General features: G+C 63.3%; 14 protein-coding genes and 2 rRNA genes. 10 read left to right on the top strand and 6 right to left on the bottom strand.

Translation table 11 applies throughout. From position 1 onward, the window contains the following. The first annotated feature begins 21 nt into the window (after positions 1-21). Together N3J91_00720 and N3J91_00715 are read left to right on the top strand one after the other, a co-directional pair. Entirely contained in the window at positions 22-555 is a 534-nt protein-coding gene (locus N3J91_00720; GenBank protein MCX8154966.1) for a DUF192 domain-containing protein, read from the top strand. A 171-nt stretch (positions 556-726) separates the two neighbouring features. Continuing rightward, on the top strand, positions 727-1,350 hold the full coding sequence (locus N3J91_00715; protein MCX8154965.1) for an HNH endonuclease: 624 nt from the start codon (positions 727-729) through the stop codon (positions 1,348-1,350). A 15-nt stretch (positions 1,351-1,365) separates the two neighbouring features. Here the strand turns inward: N3J91_00715 and N3J91_00710 are convergent, their stop codons facing one another. The 3 genes from N3J91_00710 to N3J91_00700 all read right to left on the bottom strand — a co-directional run bounded on the left by N3J91_00710 (position 1,366) and on the right by N3J91_00700 (position 8,255). After that, positions 1,366-2,064 (bottom strand): DUF2270 domain-containing protein, encoded by a 699-nt coding sequence (locus N3J91_00710; GenBank protein MCX8154964.1) that lies wholly within the window; start codon positions 2,062-2,064, stop codon positions 1,366-1,368. Positions 2,065-2,083: 19 nt separating this feature from the next. Continuing rightward, entirely contained in the window at positions 2,084-2,629 is a 546-nt protein-coding gene (locus tag N3J91_00705; protein MCX8154963.1) for a hypothetical protein, read from the bottom strand. Positions 2,630-2,705: 76 nt separating this feature from the next. Next, the gene (locus N3J91_00700) at positions 2,706-8,255 is read right to left on the bottom strand and encodes a protein kinase (GenBank protein MCX8154962.1); all 5,550 of its coding nucleotides are present in this window, start codon (positions 8,253-8,255) and stop codon (positions 2,706-2,708) included. Positions 8,256-8,572: 317 nt separating this feature from the next. Here N3J91_00700 and N3J91_00695 point away from each other — a divergent pair, with 317 nt between their 5' ends. The 8 genes from N3J91_00695 (at position 8,573) to N3J91_00660 (ending at position 16,277) form a co-directional block, all read left to right on the top strand. Next, positions 8,573-9,253: a prepilin-type N-terminal cleavage/methylation domain-containing protein gene (locus N3J91_00695; GenBank protein MCX8154961.1), complete on the top strand. Its 681-nt coding sequence runs from the start codon at positions 8,573-8,575 to the stop codon at positions 9,251-9,253. Then, positions 9,250-10,101, top strand: coding sequence for a hypothetical protein (locus N3J91_00690; protein MCX8154960.1), 852 nt, complete (start codon positions 9,250-9,252; stop codon positions 10,099-10,101). Before N3J91_00695 ends, N3J91_00690 begins: the two co-directional genes overlap by 4 nt. Further along, positions 10,098-10,895 (top strand): metal ABC transporter ATP-binding protein, encoded by a 798-nt coding sequence (locus N3J91_00685; GenBank protein ID MCX8154959.1) that lies wholly within the window; start codon positions 10,098-10,100, stop codon positions 10,893-10,895. The genes N3J91_00690 and N3J91_00685 overlap by 4 nt, the downstream gene beginning before the upstream one ends. After that, positions 10,892-11,719, top strand: a complete 828-nt coding sequence (locus N3J91_00680) for a metal ABC transporter permease (GenBank protein MCX8154958.1) — start codon at positions 10,892-10,894, stop codon at positions 11,717-11,719. Before N3J91_00685 ends, N3J91_00680 begins: the two co-directional genes overlap by 4 nt. 90 nt (positions 11,720-11,809) lie before the next feature. Then, positions 11,810-12,331, top strand: a complete 522-nt coding sequence (gene lspA, locus N3J91_00675) for a signal peptidase II (GenBank protein MCX8154957.1) — start codon at positions 11,810-11,812, stop codon at positions 12,329-12,331. A gap of 258 nt (positions 12,332-12,589) precedes the next feature. After that, complete coding sequence (locus N3J91_00670) at positions 12,590-13,780, top strand: bifunctional 3,4-dihydroxy-2-butanone-4-phosphate synthase/GTP cyclohydrolase II (protein ID MCX8154956.1); 1,191 nt, start codon at positions 12,590-12,592, stop codon at positions 13,778-13,780. A gap of 17 nt (positions 13,781-13,797) precedes the next feature. Further along, the gene (gene ribH, locus N3J91_00665) at positions 13,798-14,262 is read left to right on the top strand and encodes a 6,7-dimethyl-8-ribityllumazine synthase (GenBank protein ID MCX8154955.1); all 465 of its coding nucleotides are present in this window, start codon (positions 13,798-13,800) and stop codon (positions 14,260-14,262) included. Positions 14,263-14,336: 74 nt separating this feature from the next. Beyond that, positions 14,337-16,277 carry a hypothetical protein gene (locus tag N3J91_00660; GenBank protein MCX8154954.1) on the top strand — a complete coding sequence of 647 codons (1,941 nt, stop codon included), beginning with the start codon at positions 14,337-14,339 and terminating at the stop codon, positions 16,275-16,277. Between the two features lie 40 nt (positions 16,278-16,317). Here N3J91_00660 and N3J91_00655 read toward each other — a convergent pair whose 3' ends face one another. The 3 genes from N3J91_00655 to N3J91_00645 all read right to left on the bottom strand — a co-directional run. After that, positions 16,318-18,339, bottom strand: a complete 2,022-nt coding sequence (locus N3J91_00655) for an NPCBM/NEW2 domain-containing protein (GenBank protein MCX8154953.1) — start codon at positions 18,337-18,339, stop codon at positions 16,318-16,320. 157 nt (positions 18,340-18,496) lie between these two features. Beyond that, a 5S ribosomal RNA gene (gene rrf / locus N3J91_00650) occupies positions 18,497-18,612 on the bottom strand. Positions 18,613-18,740: 128 nt separating this feature from the next. After that, a 23S ribosomal RNA gene (locus N3J91_00645) occupies positions 18,741-19,149 on the bottom strand; the annotation flags it as partial.

Genomic DNA, 19,149 nt, shown 5'->3' with positions numbered 1-19,149 from the left:
CCCCGCCTGAAGGCTTTTCGCTTGCTGGCGGGCCTGGCCGCCTGCATGATCTTCAGCGCCTGCAACTCCCAGTCACCTCCCTCGCCGTCCCCTGCGCCGGCCGCGGAGGACAGCGCGCCCCGGGTGACGCCGGAAGGGCACCTGGACCGCGCCCAGCCCAAGCTCAAGACCATGCGCCTGTATGTTGGCGCGCATGAATTGATCACCGAACTCTGCACCAACGATGTCCAGCGCATGACCGGCATGATGTTTCGCACCAACCTGGCGGAAAATGAGGCCATGCTCTTTGTGTTTCCCTGGCCGCATCGCGCCAGTTTCTACATGAAAAACACGCGGGTGCCTCTCAGCGCCGCTTACATTGATCCCGAGGGGGTCATCCGCGAAATCCACGATTTGCACCCGGGCGATCTACAGGGCCGGGAGGCCCAGGTGGACAACATTCAATACGTGCTCGAAACCACCCAGGGCTGGTTCAAGCGCCGCAACCTCGGACCGGGAGCTGTTGTCCGCACCGAGGAGGGCACCCTGCCCCAGACTTTCTTCAAACGCCGCTAAGGCGTCCCGGCAGTTTGACCAGCCGAGCCCGGCCCGGGCCAGCAACACCTTCCAAGCCCCTGGAGTGGAATTGCGGCCGCCCCTCAGCAACCCCGCCGCACCTCCTGCCGCCCTCCACGTTGACAGAATATTAGCTCCTGTGATAGTTTCCGCGGCAATTGGATGGCGACTATGAATGCGTCGCTCCTAACCCAGCATGTCCTGGTGCTGAATCGGCTCTGGCAGGCCGTCAACGTCTGTTCGGTGCGCCGGGCGCTGACCTTGATCTTCGAGGGCCATGCGCAGGTGGTGTTTGCCACCGAGGAAGGCAACTTCCAAACCTTCAGCTTCAACGATTGGAAGGACTTTTCCCAGCAGGAACCCCATCCGGAAAGCATTGCCACCGTCTCGTTCCGCATCCGCATTCCGCGCGTCATCCTGCTGCTGGCGTTTGACCGGCTGCCGCGCAAGGAAGTCAAGTTCACCCGGCACAACATTTTTGAGCGCGACAAGAACACCTGCCAGTATTGTGGTCGCGTGTTTGACCGCAAGGATTTGAACCTGGATCATGTCATCCCCCGCGACCGCGGCGGCCCCACCACGTGGGAAAACATCGTCTGCTCCTGCATCGAGTGCAACACCCGCAAGGCCAACCGCACGCCCCAGGAGGCCGGCATGCGGCTCATCCGCAAACCCAAGCGGCCCAAGTGGCGGCCCTTCGTGCAGATCAGTTTCGGCGCCGTGGTGCACGACAGTTGGAAGCACTTCATTGACCTCGCCTACTGGAACGTTGAGCTGGGCGAGGAAGTGGAATAGGCCGCCCGCCCCCGCCTACAACTGCCAGCGCCGGCCGCGTTGCACGCCAAATTCGGTAATCTCCGGCGGCATGTGCCGCGCCACGTAAAAGGCAAACACCACCACGCTGAGAAACGTCCCCAGGATCATCCCCGCCACCAGCCAGCTCGGAATCTGCCCCACCGCCAGCGCCTCGTACAACCGGGCCAGCGAGTCAATTTTGTAGGGGGTATGCATGTAGATTTTGGCCAGCCAGGCCATCAAAATGATCATGAAAATGAAGGCGTAATTCCGCCGCAACCGGTGCGCCATGGCCTCCACCTGCGAGATCTTGAAACTGGGGATCAATAAATCCTCCGCCACCAGCTTGCGCCAGTCCCCCTCCAGTCTTTCCGGATTTTGCGCCACCATGGGCGACAAAAAATGCGCCTCCAGCATCCGCACCCGCGCCTGAAACGCATCATAAAAACGATACCGGCGCGCCTCGATCCACAACATCACCCACACAATCGCCAGGTTGAAAAAGAAAATCAGATGCGGCACATCCGGCACGCTGAAGGCCACGGTGAAAATGGTGCCGGTGGACGTGATGGCCCACGTGGTGGTGGTGTCCAGCCGCTGCCGCCACACCATGATGCGCCCAATCTCGCCCCGGTAAAAGTGCGCCATGGCGTTGACGTAACACTGATCCCGCAGCAAATCGCGCGCGGGCGTTTCTGGATTCGGCTCGCTCATCTCGGACTGGCGCCGTCCCTCAGGCGCTGCTGCCGCTGAACTGATCCTGCTTGTGTTTGAACAGCAAATTGAAGGTGGTCATGGACCCGTAACAGCGGGTGATGTATTGCTGCAGCTCCACCTTCTCGCCTTCGGTTAATTGCGCGTGGGCATTGATCTTCTGCTCCAGCGTGCGCAGGTTGTTGCGCATCATCACGATCTTGTGAAAAAACACCTCCAGCGGCACTTCCTTGGTTTGCAAGGTGGGATCAGCCGGATGCAATACCAATTTGCCCCCATGCCAGCGCGCCCCCAGACCCTCCACCACCCCGGCATCGCGCTCCAGCCCCAGCTCCTCCACCAGCGCGGCCACCGTCTCCCGAATGATTTCCGCCAGCGGGCGGGTCATCCCGCTCAATTCCGCCTGCGGCGCCGCCGGCTCCAGTCCGCTCAGCTCCGGCGAGATTTTTTGTTCCCCCTGCGGAAAAACCACCGTGGCCAGCTTCGGCTCCAGGGCCTTCACCTCGCCCATGCCATAGTGCGGATGGCGCACCTTCATCCCCACAAACATCTGCTCAATTCTCATGCCCTGATTCTAGCTTCGCCCCTGTCGGGCCGACAGCCCAAAATGGCACCGGCCCCGCCCCGCCACGCGTCCGGGGTTAAGGCGCCTTTTTACCAGCGCTCTCCAAATATTCCCTGGCCATCTGATGAGCACGCTCCCATTTCAAACGAAAGTTGGCGTTCTGGCCGGCCTTGAGTTCAAATTCCATGCGTTTATTGGCGGCTTTCCAATGGCCAAGCTGCTCCGCCACCACCAGCCACTGCAAGGCCTCCGCTTCCAGCGGAAACCCATCCGCCGCGGTGAACGCCCGGCCTTTGCTGATACCCAGATAGTATTCCAGCTCAAAAAGCAGGTACGCCGCGCGCGCCGCCAGCACGCCGGTTTCCCGGCGCAAAACTTCCTCACAATGTTTCCACACCTCGCTCCGCGCGTGATTGTGCCTGGCCTGTTTTTCCTCCTCGGTCAGTAGTCTGGCCTGCGGCCCCGTGCTCTGGGAGGAAAAGGTGTCCCGGTAAACCTGGGCGGCGTATTCAAGGCGCGCCGGCGCCAGCCCTTTCACGGCGGCCTCCTGCAAGAGGTTGGTGGCCAGCGCATCATCTCCCCGGCGTGCCGGCAGGAGTTCATTGAACACCAAGTACCATATCCGGAATTGCGATTCCAAGTCGCCCGCCCGGGCGGCGGCCTCCCACTGCCGCCGGGCCTCGGTCAGGTTGGGCTTGAAGTCGCGCTCCCGGCTCACTTCGTCCCATCCCCTGCCCCGCCAGCCCAGCGCATGGCGCATGGCCAGGACGGCCGGCGGCACATTTTTGGATGGTGTCTCCGTTTGCGGCGGAGGGCGCACCACGGCGGCGGGCGGTTCATCGGTAATTTCCAGGACCACGCGGAAGCCAATGTCATCCTCCCGTGTGCCCGGCGGTGCCCCCCGGCGGAAGGAGGCCAGCCACGCTGTGGAATAAACGCCGTGCACCACGTCCCACTTCCAGGAGCCGCCGCGCAACACCCGTTCCGTGCTCTGGTTGTCCAGCGTGTCTTCACACCACTCCCACACATTTCCCGCCATGTCATACAGCCCCTTTTCATTGGGCGGAAACATTCCCACCGGCGCCAGCCGGTCAAAATAATCAAAACTCACAAACGGCGGAAAGTTGCCGCAATTGATGCGCGGCGGAAACTCCCGCCCCCACACATACCACGGCGCCCCCATCCGCCCGGAGCGCTCCAATGGGGTGGCTCCCGGCTCCTCCGGCAGGCCAAAAGCCAGGCTCCATTCGGCATCCGTCGGCAGACGATAGCGGTGATTGGCCGAAATGGTTTGCTGCGCCTCCCTCCTTTGCAGGCGGCTGCAAAAGTCGTGTGCCTTGTCCCAGCTCACATACACGATGGGCGCCTGATCAATCGTGCCCTTACCCGTGCCTTCCTTGGTGCCCCGCTCCAGCTCCTCGTAGGGAGCCTGGTTGGCGACGCGCTCGGCCATCACGTTGGTATAATCACGCACGCGGCACTCCCACACCGCCATGAACACCTTGCGGTTCAAATTCACAAACTTCATCCCCAGGCTGTTCGTCCAATAGGGCTCATCGCCTTGGGGACCCGGCCAGAATTGCAGGGCTTGCGTCACCGTCAGGCTGCTTTGCGGACGCAGCCCCAGCACCCGCGCGTCCACCACCAGATTGGTGGGACGGTGATTGGGCAGGCGCGCCAGCAGCGTGACTTTTTCGTCCAGTCCCAGCTCCGGGATTTGGAAGGCCGGCTGCCCCGCCTCGCGCACCAGATTAGTCCCCACCCACAAGCGCGCCCCCGCCGGCAGCGTTTCAAGCGCCACCCGGGCGAAGGGAAAGTCCAGGCTCACGCGATTGGTCTGCGCCGCGGCCACCTCCACCTCCGCCACCACCTGCCAGTCCTCCTTGCCCAGGCCGGGCAAGGTAAACTGGCGCGGCCGCACCGCCGTGACCCGATAGCGCCCGGTGGGCAGCCCCGTGAAACCCCCCGGCCCGGTGTGCTCCCGGGGTGCGATTTCATTGCTTAACCGGGCCTCGGAGGCCAGTTGCTCCACCCGCCAACGCCCGTCCGGCGGATGCAGCTCGACGGCCAGGGCGCCAGTGCTGCGCACCAAAGCCGGCAGCTCCAATTCCGCAGGCCCTCCGGGGGTGATAGTCAAGCGCCGCTCCACAGCCTCATGCCCCGGCGCCGTCACCTGCACGCGGTAAGTCCCCGTGGGCAGACGGTCGAAGCTAATTCCGCGTCCCCCGCTTTTTTGCTGCTCCACCTTCTCACCCTCCATTAGCGGCGTTTCCGGCCCGCTCACCTGAACAACCGCCGTAGCCGGGCCGGCAAGGCTCACCCGCAGCCCCCCCAGCAGCCGGCTCAAAACTACTGGCGCCGGCTGCGTGGTCTGCTCCGCCCGGATATTCAGGCGGGCCACATAATTTGAAAAACCGGGCGCGCTCACCCGCAGCTCGTATTCTCCCATCGGCAACCCCGGCGCTGGCGCACTCAACCGGCCCGCCTCCTGATTGGTCAGGCTCAGCGACAACGGCGCGTCCACCGCCACCAATTCCGCCCGCGCATGGGCCGGCGCAAAGGTGACCTCCATCCCACCGCGCAATGGCTCCAAACTTAAAATGCCGAGATTGGTGACCGTGCCTGAGACGACCATGATGCGCCGCCGCAGCGGTTGATAGCGGGGCAACCCCACCTCCAACTCATATTCCCCCGTCGGCAAATCCACGCGCTCGTTGTAACGCACCTGGGCCACATCGCTGCCGGGCAGATCCCGGCTCAGATAGCGCAGGTAATTGGTGGCTTGCGCGGGCAGCACTCGAAACACCAGCCCGCCCAGGCTGCGATTCAGCCGCACCACGCGCTGGTTGGTTTGCCGCTCCAATACCGTCAAGCTCTCCAGCCGCGTGTCATAGCCCGGCAGCTCCGCCTGCAGGGTGTAGGGCCCGATCGGCAGCTCCAGCAAGTCCCCCGAACGCAACAGCCGGTTGGGCTGCAACGTCAGCACCGCCGCCGAAGGCTCCACCACCACCCGCAGCCAGCCGGTGACCCGCTGCAGCTCCAGCCGCCCCAACGCTGTTGGCTGCTCGGCCACAATGGCAAACTGCTGGGTGCGCCCATAATACCCGGACGCCTGCAATATCAGCGTGTATTCGCCCACCGGCAATTTCTGACGAAATTCCTCGGTGATGCTCCCGCTCAGCTCCACCGGCCCCCGCAACTCAAAGCGCGCCTGGGGGACGGCCACACTGAAAATCAAATCCCCCTGCAACCGGCTCAATTCCCCCACCACGGTGACCGTGGCGTCTTCCGGCACCATCACATTGGTTACAAAACCGCCATATTGCGCCGCCTCCAAACTGACCCGCCACGGCCCGGAAGGCAGATTCGTCAGCAGCGCCGGGCAAACCCCCGTCAGCCGCTGGCCCTCCGGGCCGGTCAGCGTGTACTGCGCGGCGGACGGCCGCGAGTCCACCCGCAACTGCCCCATGCTGCGCGCCAGAGCCGGCTGCAACACGACCGTTGCCTGAGCCGCCAAGCTTACATTCGTGCTCCAGGGCCGATACCCCGACCGCGTCAAGGTCACCTCGTATTCTCCCACCAACAGTTTCTGGTTGAAATCGGCGGCGCGTTGCTTCAAGGCCGCGGGGAGTTGCCCCGTTTCTGTGCGCCGCGCCGTCACCGTCACCTGCGCATCCTCCGGCACCGGCTGCAGGATCAACGTCCCCGTCTGCGGCGTCAAACGCACCGTGACCTTGTGAAAACGCGCATACGGCGTGCCCTCCTTGGGCTGCAGGCTAAGGCTATTGGTGGACGGCCAATAGCCCGCGCGGCGGGCAACCAGCTCATATTGACCCGGCACGACCTGTTGGAAAGCACGGCTGCCGGCCGGCAATTCATAATTTTGGGGGCCGCGCAGCTCCAGATGGGCATCGGAAGGCTCGGCGTCCACCACCACCTGGCCCGGCGGTGATTTCACGCGGAGGTAATATTGCCAACCCCACACGGCGCCCAGAACCAGTAGCGCCAGCAACACCACGGCTGCAGCGGCCCGGGCCACAAGGCGCAATCGCCGCCGGGCCTCCGGCGAAATCCCGGGCTTCTCGCGCCTGACGGGCTCTGCCGGGGCGGGCGGGGGTTGCTCGGGTGCCGCAGGCATTGGCTTCCCCGCGGGCGCAGACGGCACCTCCACCCGAATGGGTGTCTTCCGGGGCGCAGGCTTGGGTTGAACTGCTGCAGCCTCCCGGGATTCGGTTGTTGGCGGCAGCGCAGCGGCAGCCGGGGCCTCCGGCGGAATAACGGCCGCCGCGGGAGTCGTAGCTGGCGGCGGAAGCGGGGGAGGCAGCGCCGGTTTGGCTGTCGGCGGCGATGGGGCTGCCGCTGTGGATGGGGGAGCGGCGGCGGGGGCAGGAATATTGGGGGCGGCCGTCGGCGGCGAAACGCTGGCAGGCGGCTTCTCGGTGGTTTTTTCCGGCGGCTCGGCAGGTGGGGTGGTGGGCCGCGCCGTAGGGGGCTGCGTCATCAAAGGCGGCCCCGTCAACTCGGTCTCCACCTCAATCACCACCCCTCGGCTGGGCCGCCGGGTGGAGCGTTTCGGTTTGCTGGCCGGCCCGGTGCCAGGCGGCTCAGTACCGGGCGACTTGGCCGGCGTTTTCGGCGGCGGCTCGGCCACCACAGTAGGCTCATCCGGGGCCACCACCTGCACAGCACCAGGCTTGACGGCAGCCCCAACCACCGCCGGCCGGCCGCTCAGATTCAGGCGCTCAATAATTTCCAGCGCCGACGCCGGCCGCCGGGCCGGGTCTTTCTGCAAACAAGCGGCCAGCGTGCGCTCCCACACCACCGGGATGTTTTTGCCTTCTATCCCCAGCTCCTTGCGCCGTTGTTGTACTGAGGGCGGCACCTTTTCCCGCACCTGAGCCAGGATTTCGCCCGAATAAAACGGCGGCTTGCTGGTCAGCAGCTCATACAAGGTGGCGCCCAACGCGTAAATATCATCCGCCACGGAGGGTGGCTCGCCCATGGCCTGCTGTGGGCTCATATAAACCAGGGTGCCGGAAACCCCTCCCCTGTGCATGGTAGCCCGCGTCAGGCTCTCTGCCACACTGCGGGCAATGCCAAAATCCGTGATCTTCAACCGGCCCTGCACGTCCACCATCAGGTTGGCGGGCTTCAAATCCCGATGCACGATTTTGACATCGTCATGCGCGTAATGCAGCGCATCACAAAGCTGGATCACCCACGACTGCAGCTCCTCCGCTTCAAACACCTTGCCGGGACGCGTCAGGCGCAAATTGGCCAGCGTATCCCCCGCCACGTATTCCATCGAAATGCCCGCGCAGTTCTCGTCCTCGAAGAAATAATAGAATTTGACAATGTTGCGATGGGACAAATCCAGGCTGCGGCGCGCCTCGCGTTTCAGCTCTTCCAGCGCCGTGCGGTCCTTGGCCAGCACTTCCGGAAGAAACTTCAGCGCCACATCGAAATTCAGCGTTTCATCATGCGCCAGCCACACCACTCCCATGCCCCCCCGCCCCAACACCCGTTGCAAGGTGAAGCGATTGAGCACTTTCTGGCCGGGCACCAGCCCGCGCACGGTGATGCCCAAATCCAAATCAGATAACGGGTTGATGTTTTCGGCACTCATGCGTGCCCCTGGCCAATGCTGCTGGTCCGCGTTCTGTTATCGCTTTTCCGGCTTGCTGACATACAGCATGACAGAAGAGACCGTTTCTGGCAATTCCAAGCTGCGGTTGTGTTCCCCTGCCAGCCAATGGCCAGTCCGCCGGGATGGCCAAAGGAGAAGTAAAAACCAAAACCCTTTGAGCCACCGCACGGCCTGCTTGTTTCATCCGGGGGGGCAGCCCGGCAGCACTCCGCAGATTTGCAGGGGCAAGGCGCCCAACGATTAGGGGTTTGACAACCAGCGCGTTAATTATTACTTTATTTTTAATTCGTAACACGATGCAAATGTTGCGCCATCAGTGTCAGCCGTCCGGCCGCGCCGCCCCTCTGCGAGGCTCCGGCTTTACGCTGGTGGAGCTGTTGGTGGTCATTGCCATCCTTGCGCTCCTGGCCGCCCTGCTGTTGCCGGCCTTGGGGCGGGCCAAAGAAAAGGCCAAAGTCACCAAGGTGCATGCCGAGCTTTATGGCGTGGGCCTGGCTCTGGAGATGTATAGTCAGGATTACGGCGGCCGGCTGCCGCCGGTGCGGGTGAATTGCAATTCTGACCTGGCCATGCACTATTGCCAGTTTCCCCTGGAACTCGCCACCGAAGGCTATTTGCCCAAGGGCGACCGCCCCGGCATGGCCGCCAACATGGAAGACCCTTTTAATCCGGGCCATACGTATAAATATGCCGCACCGGGTCCCTCGTTGATGAATGATACGCCGGATGCCGATTACCGCGTATGGGTGCCGGATGATTTCCCCCGCTGCGCCAGCAGCACCGGCAAATATTACAGCTCCCCGGTCAACAGCCCCGTGCGCTGGGTAATTTGGAGCTTGGGGCCGCGGCCTGACAGTCCCAAAAGCATGGACTCCCGTGCCCCCATGGCCGCCCGCACCTGGTATCGTCAGCCCGGCGATGGGGGGGTCATCGCCCGCATGGCGGCGCGGGATGGTACTCAATATAAAACGCCATGAGCGGAAAAAAGGAGGGAGATGGGGGCTGGCGGCCCCGGCTGAGCTGGTGGATCATGCTGCTGTTGCTGCCGCTGGCCGCATGCCATCCGCGCTCACGTCCCGCCGAGCTGGCTTGCGGTTCTTCTTATCTCGAGGCCGCCGCGCGTGATGTGACCCAGCAGCCGGTGCCCTTGCTCCGGCTGGCCGAGCCGGGCACGTGCCCGGGGCACTTTGACCTTCGCCCCAGCCAGGCTGAAGCGCTTCGCCGGTGCCGGCTGTTGCTGCGTTTTGATTTTCAGCAAGCCCTTGATACTCAGGTGCAGGCCGGCGCGCCGGGCGGCCCGGAAGTGGGCGTGGTAAGCGTCCGCGGCGGCATGTGTGTGCCAGCCACCTATCTGGCGGTTTGCGAGCAAATCATCCCCCACCTGGCCCGTTGGCAGCAACGTCCCCCGGAAGCCTATCAGCCCCAACTTTCCGCCATCCGCCAACGTTTGCAGACGCTCGAAAAAACGCTGCATCTCCAGGTGCGCGAAGCCGGGCTGGCCGGGGTTCCCGTCATCGCCAGCAAACGCCAGCGCGACTTCTGTGAATGGCTCGGTTTGCGGGTGGCGGGCGATTTCACCGGCGCGGACATCGCGCGCCCAAGCGAATTGGAAAAGGTCATCAATGCCGGCCGCGCCGCAGGTGCGCGACTGGTCATTGCCAACCTCCCCGAAGGCCGCAAAGCCGCAGATTTCATTGCCGATGCCCTCGGCGCCAAGGTGGTGGTCTTGGGCAACTTCCCCCTCCCGAGCGCTTCCGGTCCGGATTTCGACGCGCTGCTGCAGGAAAACGTCCGCGGTCTGTGCCAAACCGCGCGCTCTCCATGAAAATGCCGGTGATTGAGGTGCGGGATTTACGCGTGACGACGCGGGGCCGGAACGTGTTGGACATGCCCCGCCTGAGCGTGGCCGAGGGTGAATTTGTGGCTCTCATGGGGCCAAACGGCGCAGGCAAAACCACTTTTTTGCGTGTGCTCCTGGGGTTGCAGCCGATGGCCCAGGGACAGGTCCACGTGCTGGGCTCTCCTCCCCACCTCCTGCCCTGGCGCCCCCTGGCCCAACTCCGTCAAAAAATAGGTTATGTCCCCCAACTGCCTCCAGTTACGGGCGACATGCCGCTCACCGTCCGCGAAGTGGCGGCCATCGGCCGCACGGCCGCCGCCGGGTTGTTGCGCCGCCTCACCCCCGACGACTGGCAAAAGGTGGAGCACTGGCTGACGCGGCTGGGATTGGCACCCCACGCCCACCGCGCCTTCCATGAATTATCCGGCGGTGAACAACGCAAGGTATTGCTGGCCCGCGCCCTGGCCCAGGCGCCTGAACTTCTTTTGTTGGACGAACCCACCGCCCACCTCGACCTCGGCTGGCGCGAGCAATGGGTGCAACTGTTGCAACAGTTGCACTCCGAAACCGGTCGCACTTTTCTGCTGGTTTGCCATGAATTGGAGGTGCTGCCGCCCGCCTGCCGGCGCGTCCTGCTCCTGCGCGAAGGCCGGCTGCTGGCCGATGGGCCGGTGGAGGCAGTCTTTACGCCTGCCATGCTTCGCGAGCTTTACGGTCAAAACCTGGAAGTGGCGCATCGCGGGGGGCGTCACGTCATCATGCCGGGAGGCACGCCATGATGCTGGCCATTTTAGACCTTGGGCTGTGGGCGCCGGTGATGCTGGGTGGGGCCTTGGCGGGGGCTTCCAGTGGCGCCCTGGGGGTTTATATCGTCGGCATGCGCATCCCTTTTCTGGGGGTCTGTGTCTCACATGCGGCTTTGGCGGGCGCAGTGTTTGGCGCGCTGGCGGGCTTGAGCGGGCCGTGGATGCTCCTTCCCGCGCTGGCCGGCGCAATGATCTCCGCCCTGGCACTCGGGCTGGCCCGGCCGGAACGACTGCGCACGGATAACAACACCGTGATGAACCTGCTCTTCACCGGCTCCATGGGCCTGGCTTTTCTGGGGCTGGGACTGTTTCCCGTCTTCGGCAAAAGTGACCATGACGTGCGCGCCCTGCTCTGGGGCAGCTTGAATTATTGCCGCTGGCACGATGTCTGGCTCATGGCAGGAGGGGCTGCCCTGCTCTTTTTGTTTCTCGCGCTCACCGCCAAAGAAATGCGCGCCATCCTCTTCTCCCGCACGGACGCCGCCGCCGCCGGCATTCACGTCACCCTGGTCTGGACTATTTTCCTCGTGCTCGTGGCGTTGGTGCTTACGGTTAATTTTCAAACCGTGGGCGGACTGATGATCTTCAGTCTCATGACCAACCCCGCTGCCGCGGCGTTTCTGCTCGTGCGTGGCGGCAACCGCACCCTGGCCGTGGCCGCCGCGCTGGGCGCCTTCAGTGGATTGGCGGGCTTTATTATTTCCGCCCTCACGGACTTGCCCACCGGAGCCACCATTGTGCTCCTGTCCGCCGGGGTGGTGGGCGCCGCCGCCCTGTACCGCGCACGCCAGCCATAAGGCGCCGGCCGGCCTCGACCCCGGGCCCCACAAAATCCCTCTTGGTATTTTCATGGCCAAAGGTTAAATCTCACGCCCGATGAGTGTGGCATGTTGACGCACACCTCCAACCGACGCACCGCCCTGGCGGCGGGGATTGCGCTGGCGCTGGACCAGTTGACCAAGCTGGCCGTGCTCAAATTCCTCGGCTTTCAGCAGGAATATGTGGTGCTGGACGGCTTTTTCAAATTCGTGCACTGGGGCAACACCGGCGCGGCGTGGAGTTTGTTTCGTGACAATAATGCCCTGCTGGCCATGGTGTCCCTCATCGCCCTCTTGATTCTCCTGGCGGGCCGCCGGCATTTCGACACCGGCACCCGCCTGGGCGACTATGCCATGGGCATGGTCTTTGGCGGCATCGTGGGCAACATTATTGACCGCTTCGCCCACGGCCATGTGGTGGACTTCCTTTACTTCCATCTCTACCGCCGCAGCGGGGAGGAGCTCGGTTTCCCCGCCTTCAACCTGGCCGACAGCGCCATTTGCATCGGCGTACTCATCCTTTTCATCCTCTCTCTGCAAACCAACGGGCAATCTGCCGCCAAACCGGCCGATACTTCTCCGAAAGCCTGACGGTCATCTCAGCCGCGCAACCGCCCCAAAACCGCCCCTCCCACCCGGCCCCCGTTGGGCTTTTCGTGGCCCCGCCCCTTGGCGCTCATGGGGGTTGATTCGTGCTTGTCGTCGCGGTTCGTGTCTATTCGTGGTGGCTACCAGGCCCCGGGGAAGGGGGCGCTGCCACGGCCATCGCCGCCATGCCGTCACCATTATTTTTCCTGTTACCCTTGCCCCGCCTTCGTATAGTAATGCCGGGCTATGAAACAAAAGCGGATATTTGATGACATTGACGACGTGCTGGAAGACCTCCGGCGTGGCCGCATGGTCATCGTGGTGGATGATGAAGACCGCGAAAACGAGGGGGACCTCGTCATGGTGGCCGAGAAGGTCACCCCCCAGGCCGTTAACTTCATGGCCAAGTATGGGCGCGGCCTGATTTGCGTGCCCACCACCAGCGAACGGCTCAAGCAGCTCGGCATCGAGCAGATGGTGGTGCAGAACCGTGACACCTTCAAAACGGATTTTCAGGTCAGCGTGGACGCCGCCCGGGGCATCACCACGGGCATCAGCGCGGCCGATCGCGCCCGCACCATTCAAGTGATGGCCGATCCTACAGCCACCGCTTCCGACCTGACCCAGCCGGGCCACATCTTCCCCTTGCGCGCCAAACCGGGCGGAGTGCTGCAGCGGGCCGGCCACACCGAGGCGGCGGTGGACCTCTGCCGCCTGGCCGGCTGCCGCCCCTGCGGAGTCATCTGCGAAATCATGGATGATGACGGCACCATGATGCGCCTGCCCCGCCTGCTCCGCTTTGCCCGGCGGCACAAACTGCGCATTTGCTCCATCGCCGATTTGATCCATTACCGCCGCGTGCGGGAAAAGCTGGTGGAGCGCCTGGAAATGGTGAAGCTGCCCACCGACTACGGCGAATTTGATCTTTATCTCTACCGCTCGCGGGTGGACGGCCAGCATCATCTGGCCCTGGTGAAAGGCGAGGTGGCCGGCCGCCGCAATGTCCTCGTCCGGGTGCACAGCGAATGTCTCACCGGCGATGTTTTCGGCTCGCGCCGCTGCGATTGCGGGCCGCAACTGCATCAGGCCATGCGCCTGATTTCGGAGGAGGGCTGCGGCATCATCCTGTACATGCGCCAGGAAGGCCGCGGCATCGGCCTGCCTGCCAAAATCCGCGCCTACAAATTGCAGGAGCAGGGCCTCGATACGGTGGAAGCCAACCTGAAATTGGGCTATCCCACGGACTTGCGCGAGTACGGCCTGGGCGCGCAAATCCTGTGTGACCTGGGCATCAAAACCATCCGCCTCCTCACCAACAACCCGAAGAAAGTTGTGGGCCTCCAAGGCTACGGGCTGGAAATCGTTGAGCAGGTGCCCATCCGCATCAAACCCAACCCGCACAACCTGAAGTACCTCAAAACCAAACGCGAGAAACTGGGCCATCTGCTCTAAGGGCAACCCCATTGCTTATGCTGCGACGTGTTGTTTCAGCTCGAAAATCCGCCCAGGGCGGACGCTTCGCCATCGTGGCCAGCGAATACAACGGCCGCTACGTCAACTCCATGCTGCGCGCCGCCCGCCGCGTGTTGCAAGAGGCGGGCGCGGCGCGCATCCGCCTGGTGCGGGTGCCGGGCGCTTTCGAGATCCCCGTGGTGGCGGCCGCGCTGGCCCGCCAGCAACCCCGCTGGTCCGCCATCATTTGCCTGGGCCTCATCCTGCGCGGCGAGACCGTCCACGCCCAGCAGATCGGCGATACCGTCAGCCGTCTGCTGGGTGAAATCAGCGTGGAAACCGGCGTGCCGGTGATTCACGAGGTGTTGCTGCTCGAAAACACCGCGCAGGCCGACAAGCGCTGTCTTTCCCCGGAACACAACCGCGGGGCCGAAGCCGCCCACACGGCCGTAGCCATGGCCCGCGTGATGCAGAGCTTGTAACTCCCCGGAGCCTCGGCCTTCCCCGGGTTCGATAATTGCTGGTCAAGGGGCCGCTTTTGCGGCATCTTAATCTTGTGAGCCCGATGGAGCCTATCGTGCGCCTGTTGCGGGAAGCCACCCGCCTGCGCCTCTGGCGCCAGGCGTGGCGCGGCGCTTTCCAAGGCCTTCTGGCGGCCAGCTTCTTCTGTCTGGCGGGCCTGCTCGCGTGGAAATTACTCCCCCTGCCCTTCTGGGTGCCCTTGCTGGCTGTGGCCGCCCTGCCTCTCGGTCTGCTCGCGGGAGCACTGGCCGCGGCGGCGCGCCGCCCCGGTGAACTGGAAATGGCCCAGTGGCTGGATCGCCGCCTGGACCTGGATGAACGCCTGAGCACCGCTTGGGAATGGCAAAAGCAGCAACATCCCTGGCGGGAGATGCTCTGCGCGGACGCCGCCCGCCATGCCGCCGAATGCCCGCCCGAGCGTTTGAAGCAACTGCTGCCCCCAAAGGTGCCCGCTCAAGGCCGCTGGGCCTTGCTCAGCCTCGCCCTGGCCGCAGCCCTGGGTTTTGTGCCGGAGTACCGCTCGCCCGCCCGCCAACAGGCGGCCCTTGAAAAAGACAATCTTTCGGAAACCGGAAGGCGCCTGATGGAGTTGGCCAAACACCAGATGAAGTCCACGCCTCCGGCCCTGCCGCCCACCCAAAAGGCCCTTGAAGCCGTAGCCGAACTGGGCAGCCAGTGGAACAAAGCGCCCCCCACCCGCAACGAGGCGCTTTCGGAGGCCGCCCAACTGGCCGCCGAGCTGCGCAGGCAGGTCTCCGAGCTGGAAAAAAATCCCGGCTTGAAAAAATTGGAAAAAGCCGCGCGAGAAACCGGTCTCCGCGAGTCGGCGGACCCCGCCGCGTTGCAGCGCCAGGTGGAGGAGCTGCAAAACAAACTCGGGGCCGCCGCCGGTCAGGGCGAGAAGCTCCAGGACCTGCAAAAGCGCCTGGAAAAAGCCCGGGCCGCCGCAGAAAAGCTCGCCCAGGCCAAGGGCGACGAGGCGGAGGCGGCTCGGCAACAACTGGCCCAAGCTTTGAGTGCCTTGCAAAAGGAGGCCATGCAATTGGGGCAGAACCTCGAAGGCCTGGACGCCGCCCTCAAGGCACTGGCGGAGGGCAAGCCCGATCAGGTCTTGAAAAACCTGGACCTGGCCACGCTGGATTTGGAGCAACTGCGACAGTTGGCCGAAAAACTGAAGCAGGCGCAAAAGGCCTTGGAGCAGGCCACGGGCAAAAACCTGGCCGAGCAGTTGGAACTGGGACAGGCGGGCGCGGCCATGCGCACCCTCGAGCAATGGCGGCAACAATTGCAATCCGGCAACCCCTCGCCAGAACAGCTCCAAAAAATGATGGAGGATTTGAAAAAGGCCCTCAAACCAGCGCAGGATTACGGCCAACTGCGGGCCAAACTGGAGCAGGCCCTGCAGCACTTGCAGTCAGGCCGGCGCGAGCAGGCCGCCCAAAGTTTGGGCGAAGCCATCAAGGAACTCGAAGACTTGCTGAATCAAATGAACGACGCCGAAGCCCTGGCGGAGTGTCTGCAAGGGCTCCTCCGCGCCCAGGAAGCCATTGCTCAAGGCCAGTGCATGGGGCTGGGTCGCGGCAACCAGGCCAGGGCAGGCAAGGCCGGACGGCCGTCAGCCCGGGGGGTGGGCGACTGGACCGATGAAGGTTGGGATCCGAAAGACCTGTTGCAGGAAGAACTGGCCGATAATAGCGACATTCAGCGGCCCGACAAAGACCCGCGCGGGCACACCGAGCGAAACGTGGAAAAGCCCGCCAACTTGGACCCCGCCAAGATCCAGGGCAAGATCAATCCGGGCCAGCCCATGCCTTCCATCACGCTCAAGGGAGTGAGCATCAAGGGCGCCAGTAAGATCGAATATGAAGAGGCCGCCGCCGCCGCCCAGGCCGAGGCCCAGAACGCCCTCAACCAGGACCGCGTGCCCCGCGCCTACCGCCAACAAGTCAAAGAATACTTCGACGAGCTGAAATGAGAGCCTGCGCGCGTTGAACGAGACCGGCTTTCACTGTTCCTCACGGCCGGTCCAATCGCCACAGCATCACGCCATGGCGGGGGATGTCGGCGGTCAGGGCGCGATCGGCCTGGCCCATGTCTTTCTGCCGCCACAAATCCCGCACCCGCCACGGCCCGCTCAAGCCAAGTTCAGCCCAGGTCACGCGCATGGTTGCGGGCAGAGGGCTTAAGTTAAACAAGCCGACCGCCCGGGCGCCGTCCGCCAATTCCTTGAGCATCACCAGCCGGCGGCGGTCCTGGGCAATGATGCGCGCCTGTCTGCCCAGGGGATCCTGATCCACCGCGATCACTTCATGATTGCACAAAACATTCAACGTGAAGGCATCCAGCTTCGCCATGTCCCCGCTGAAAATCAGCGGCGCCGCCATCAAACACCACAGGGACATGTAGGAGTATTGTTCATTGGGCGTGAGCGTCGTGGGTTTGCCTTCCCCGGTGGTATGCGCATCCCCCACCCACCCAATCAGGATGTAGTCGGGATCATTCCAGCGGCCCGGCCCGGCGTATTCATGATGCCGCCCGTTGCTCAAGCCGATGCGATAAAAACCGGGCAGCGCATCGCCGCGCTCCAGCCCCAAATCCCCCGTCGTGCGCCAGCAGTGTCCCACCTCCCCGCCCCATTTCCAGACCTCGCCCATGCCGTACTGGCAGAGGTTGAAGACGATGTCGCGCTCCTGTTTCTCCAGCTCGGCCCACATGACCTGATAAGGCTTCTTCAAGTGCTCCAGCGTGTTGCCGCCGGCCACGCGGCCGTAGGAGCACCAGTCGTATTTCAAAAAATCAAACCCCCACTCGGCAAACGTTCGCGCATCAAGGGCCTCATGTTGATAGCTGCCCGCGTACCCCGCGCAGGTGGAAGGGCCGGGCGAGATGTACGTGCCCGCCTTCAAACCCTTGGCGTGAATGTAATCCACCATCCCGCGCATGTCGGGAAACCGTTTGTTGGGCAGCAGCCGCCCCTGCGCATCGCGGGCGGGACCGCCAATTTCGGGATCGTTGGAGTTCAACTTGACCATCCAGCAGTCATCAATGTTGACGTACTCATAGCCGAAATCGGCCATGCCGCTGGCAATCATCTGATCCGCCGCCTCCCGCAGGGTTTTCTCGCTGACGCGATGGTAGTGGATATACCAGCTATTCCACCCCATCGGCGGTGTCAGGGCAAGGTTGTGCAGGCTGTTGGAGGAAATCAGCGTCAAAGTCCGCCGCGCCTGCCCATGCCGGTTTTGCGCGGTGATGGTCATCGTATAACGGCCCGCAGGCGGAGTTTGACCGCGGAGAATCCCCGTCGCCGCATCGAGCTGCAACGTGGCCGGGAGGTTTTGCACGGCAAAGGTGATGGGACGCTCGCCGGTGCAGGGGATGCGATACAGGAACGGCTTGCCCGGCCGCCCCCCATACACCAAAGGGCCATTGAGGCGTGGCGCGGCCGGTGGCGGGGGTGTCAGCAGCACCCGCTCTTCTGGTAGCGCCGGCGGCAAACCGGCCTGAGGGGGTGCGCCTTCGTACTCGATGTACGCCTCCGCCCAGTTGGCATGATCAAAATCCCGTCCATCGCCGGCATCCGTTACTTCAAGCGCCAGGAGCTTGACGCCGGCCAGGTTCACCCGGCAGGGCCGTGGCGCTTCATTCCATCGGCAAACCCCGCTGCGCCACAGCTCTTTTTCATCCCCATAAACGATGAACTCCAGGGAGGCCCGGTCATTGCCCGCGGCAGCGTCCACCCCCACCTGGGCCAAGAACCACGTGGCCCGGCCGTCCAGGCGCACGTAAAACTCGCTCGGGGCATGTGTGCCCACGCCGCGGTTGAAGGTTTGCCGGCCCATGGTCAGGGGTTTGCCGGTGATGGAGGCATTGGTGCGGGCCTTGCCCCACCCGGCCGTCATGGTGGTGAGATCCATTTCGTGCAGTCCCACGGAGGCGGCGTGCATGGATGCCAGCGCGGGCATGAGCCAGGCCAGCCCCGCAAGCAGCGGGAAGTTCACACCGCTCCAGAAAGGGATGGGCGCCTGTGTTTTCATGAAAAATCAGGACGGGATTTTTGTTTTGAATTCATCGGGATGATGCCATGGCGTGGCCGAAACTTTCAAGCGGGAAGAACTGGAGGAGAAACCTGGAGGAGTTGTGGACATAAAAAAAACCGGAAGCTTTTTCGGGCTTCCGGTTTTTCAAAAAAAAAACAGGCGGCAACCTACTCTCGCGCAAGCTATACATGCACTACCATCGGCAATGCCACGTTTTACGGCCGTGTTCGGGATGGGAACGGGTAGGGCCGTGGCTTCATGGCCACCTGAAAATTGTCCAAAGATCATCCGGGCCGGGGAAGGCGGGTGTTCGTTGAGAACCACACACAGACGGTGCTGAGGCTTCAAGGCCCGATGCGGGCGCCGAGTTAAAAATCGCCCATCCTGAGAAGGATTAAGCGATCAAGCCGCACGACCGATTAGTATCAGTCCGCTAAACGTGTTGCCACGCTTACACGCCTGACCTATCAACCCGGTAGTCTGCCGGGGGTCTTCAGGGACTTGCGTCCGGGAAACCTGATCTTGGGAGGAGCTTGGCGCTTAGATGCTTTCAGCGCTTATCTCTTCCGCACATGGCTACGCAGCGATGCCCCTGACGGAACAACTGCCACACCAGAAGTGCGTCTTTCCCGGTCCTCTCGTACTAGGGAAAGAATCCCTCAAGTTTCCTCCGCCCACAGTGGATAAGGACCGAACTGTCTCACGACGTTCTGAACCCAGCTCGCGTACCGCTTTAACCGGCGAACAGCCGGACCCTTGGGACCTTCTCCAGCCCCAGGATGCGATGAGCCGACATCGAGGTGCCAA

This window comes from Verrucomicrobiia bacterium, from assembly GCA_026414565.1.
GTDB lineage: Bacteria > Verrucomicrobiota > Verrucomicrobiia > Limisphaerales > Fontisphaeraceae > Fontisphaera.
Note: the sequence above shows the minus strand (reverse complement) of the source record. Positions and strands in the feature narration are given on the sequence as shown.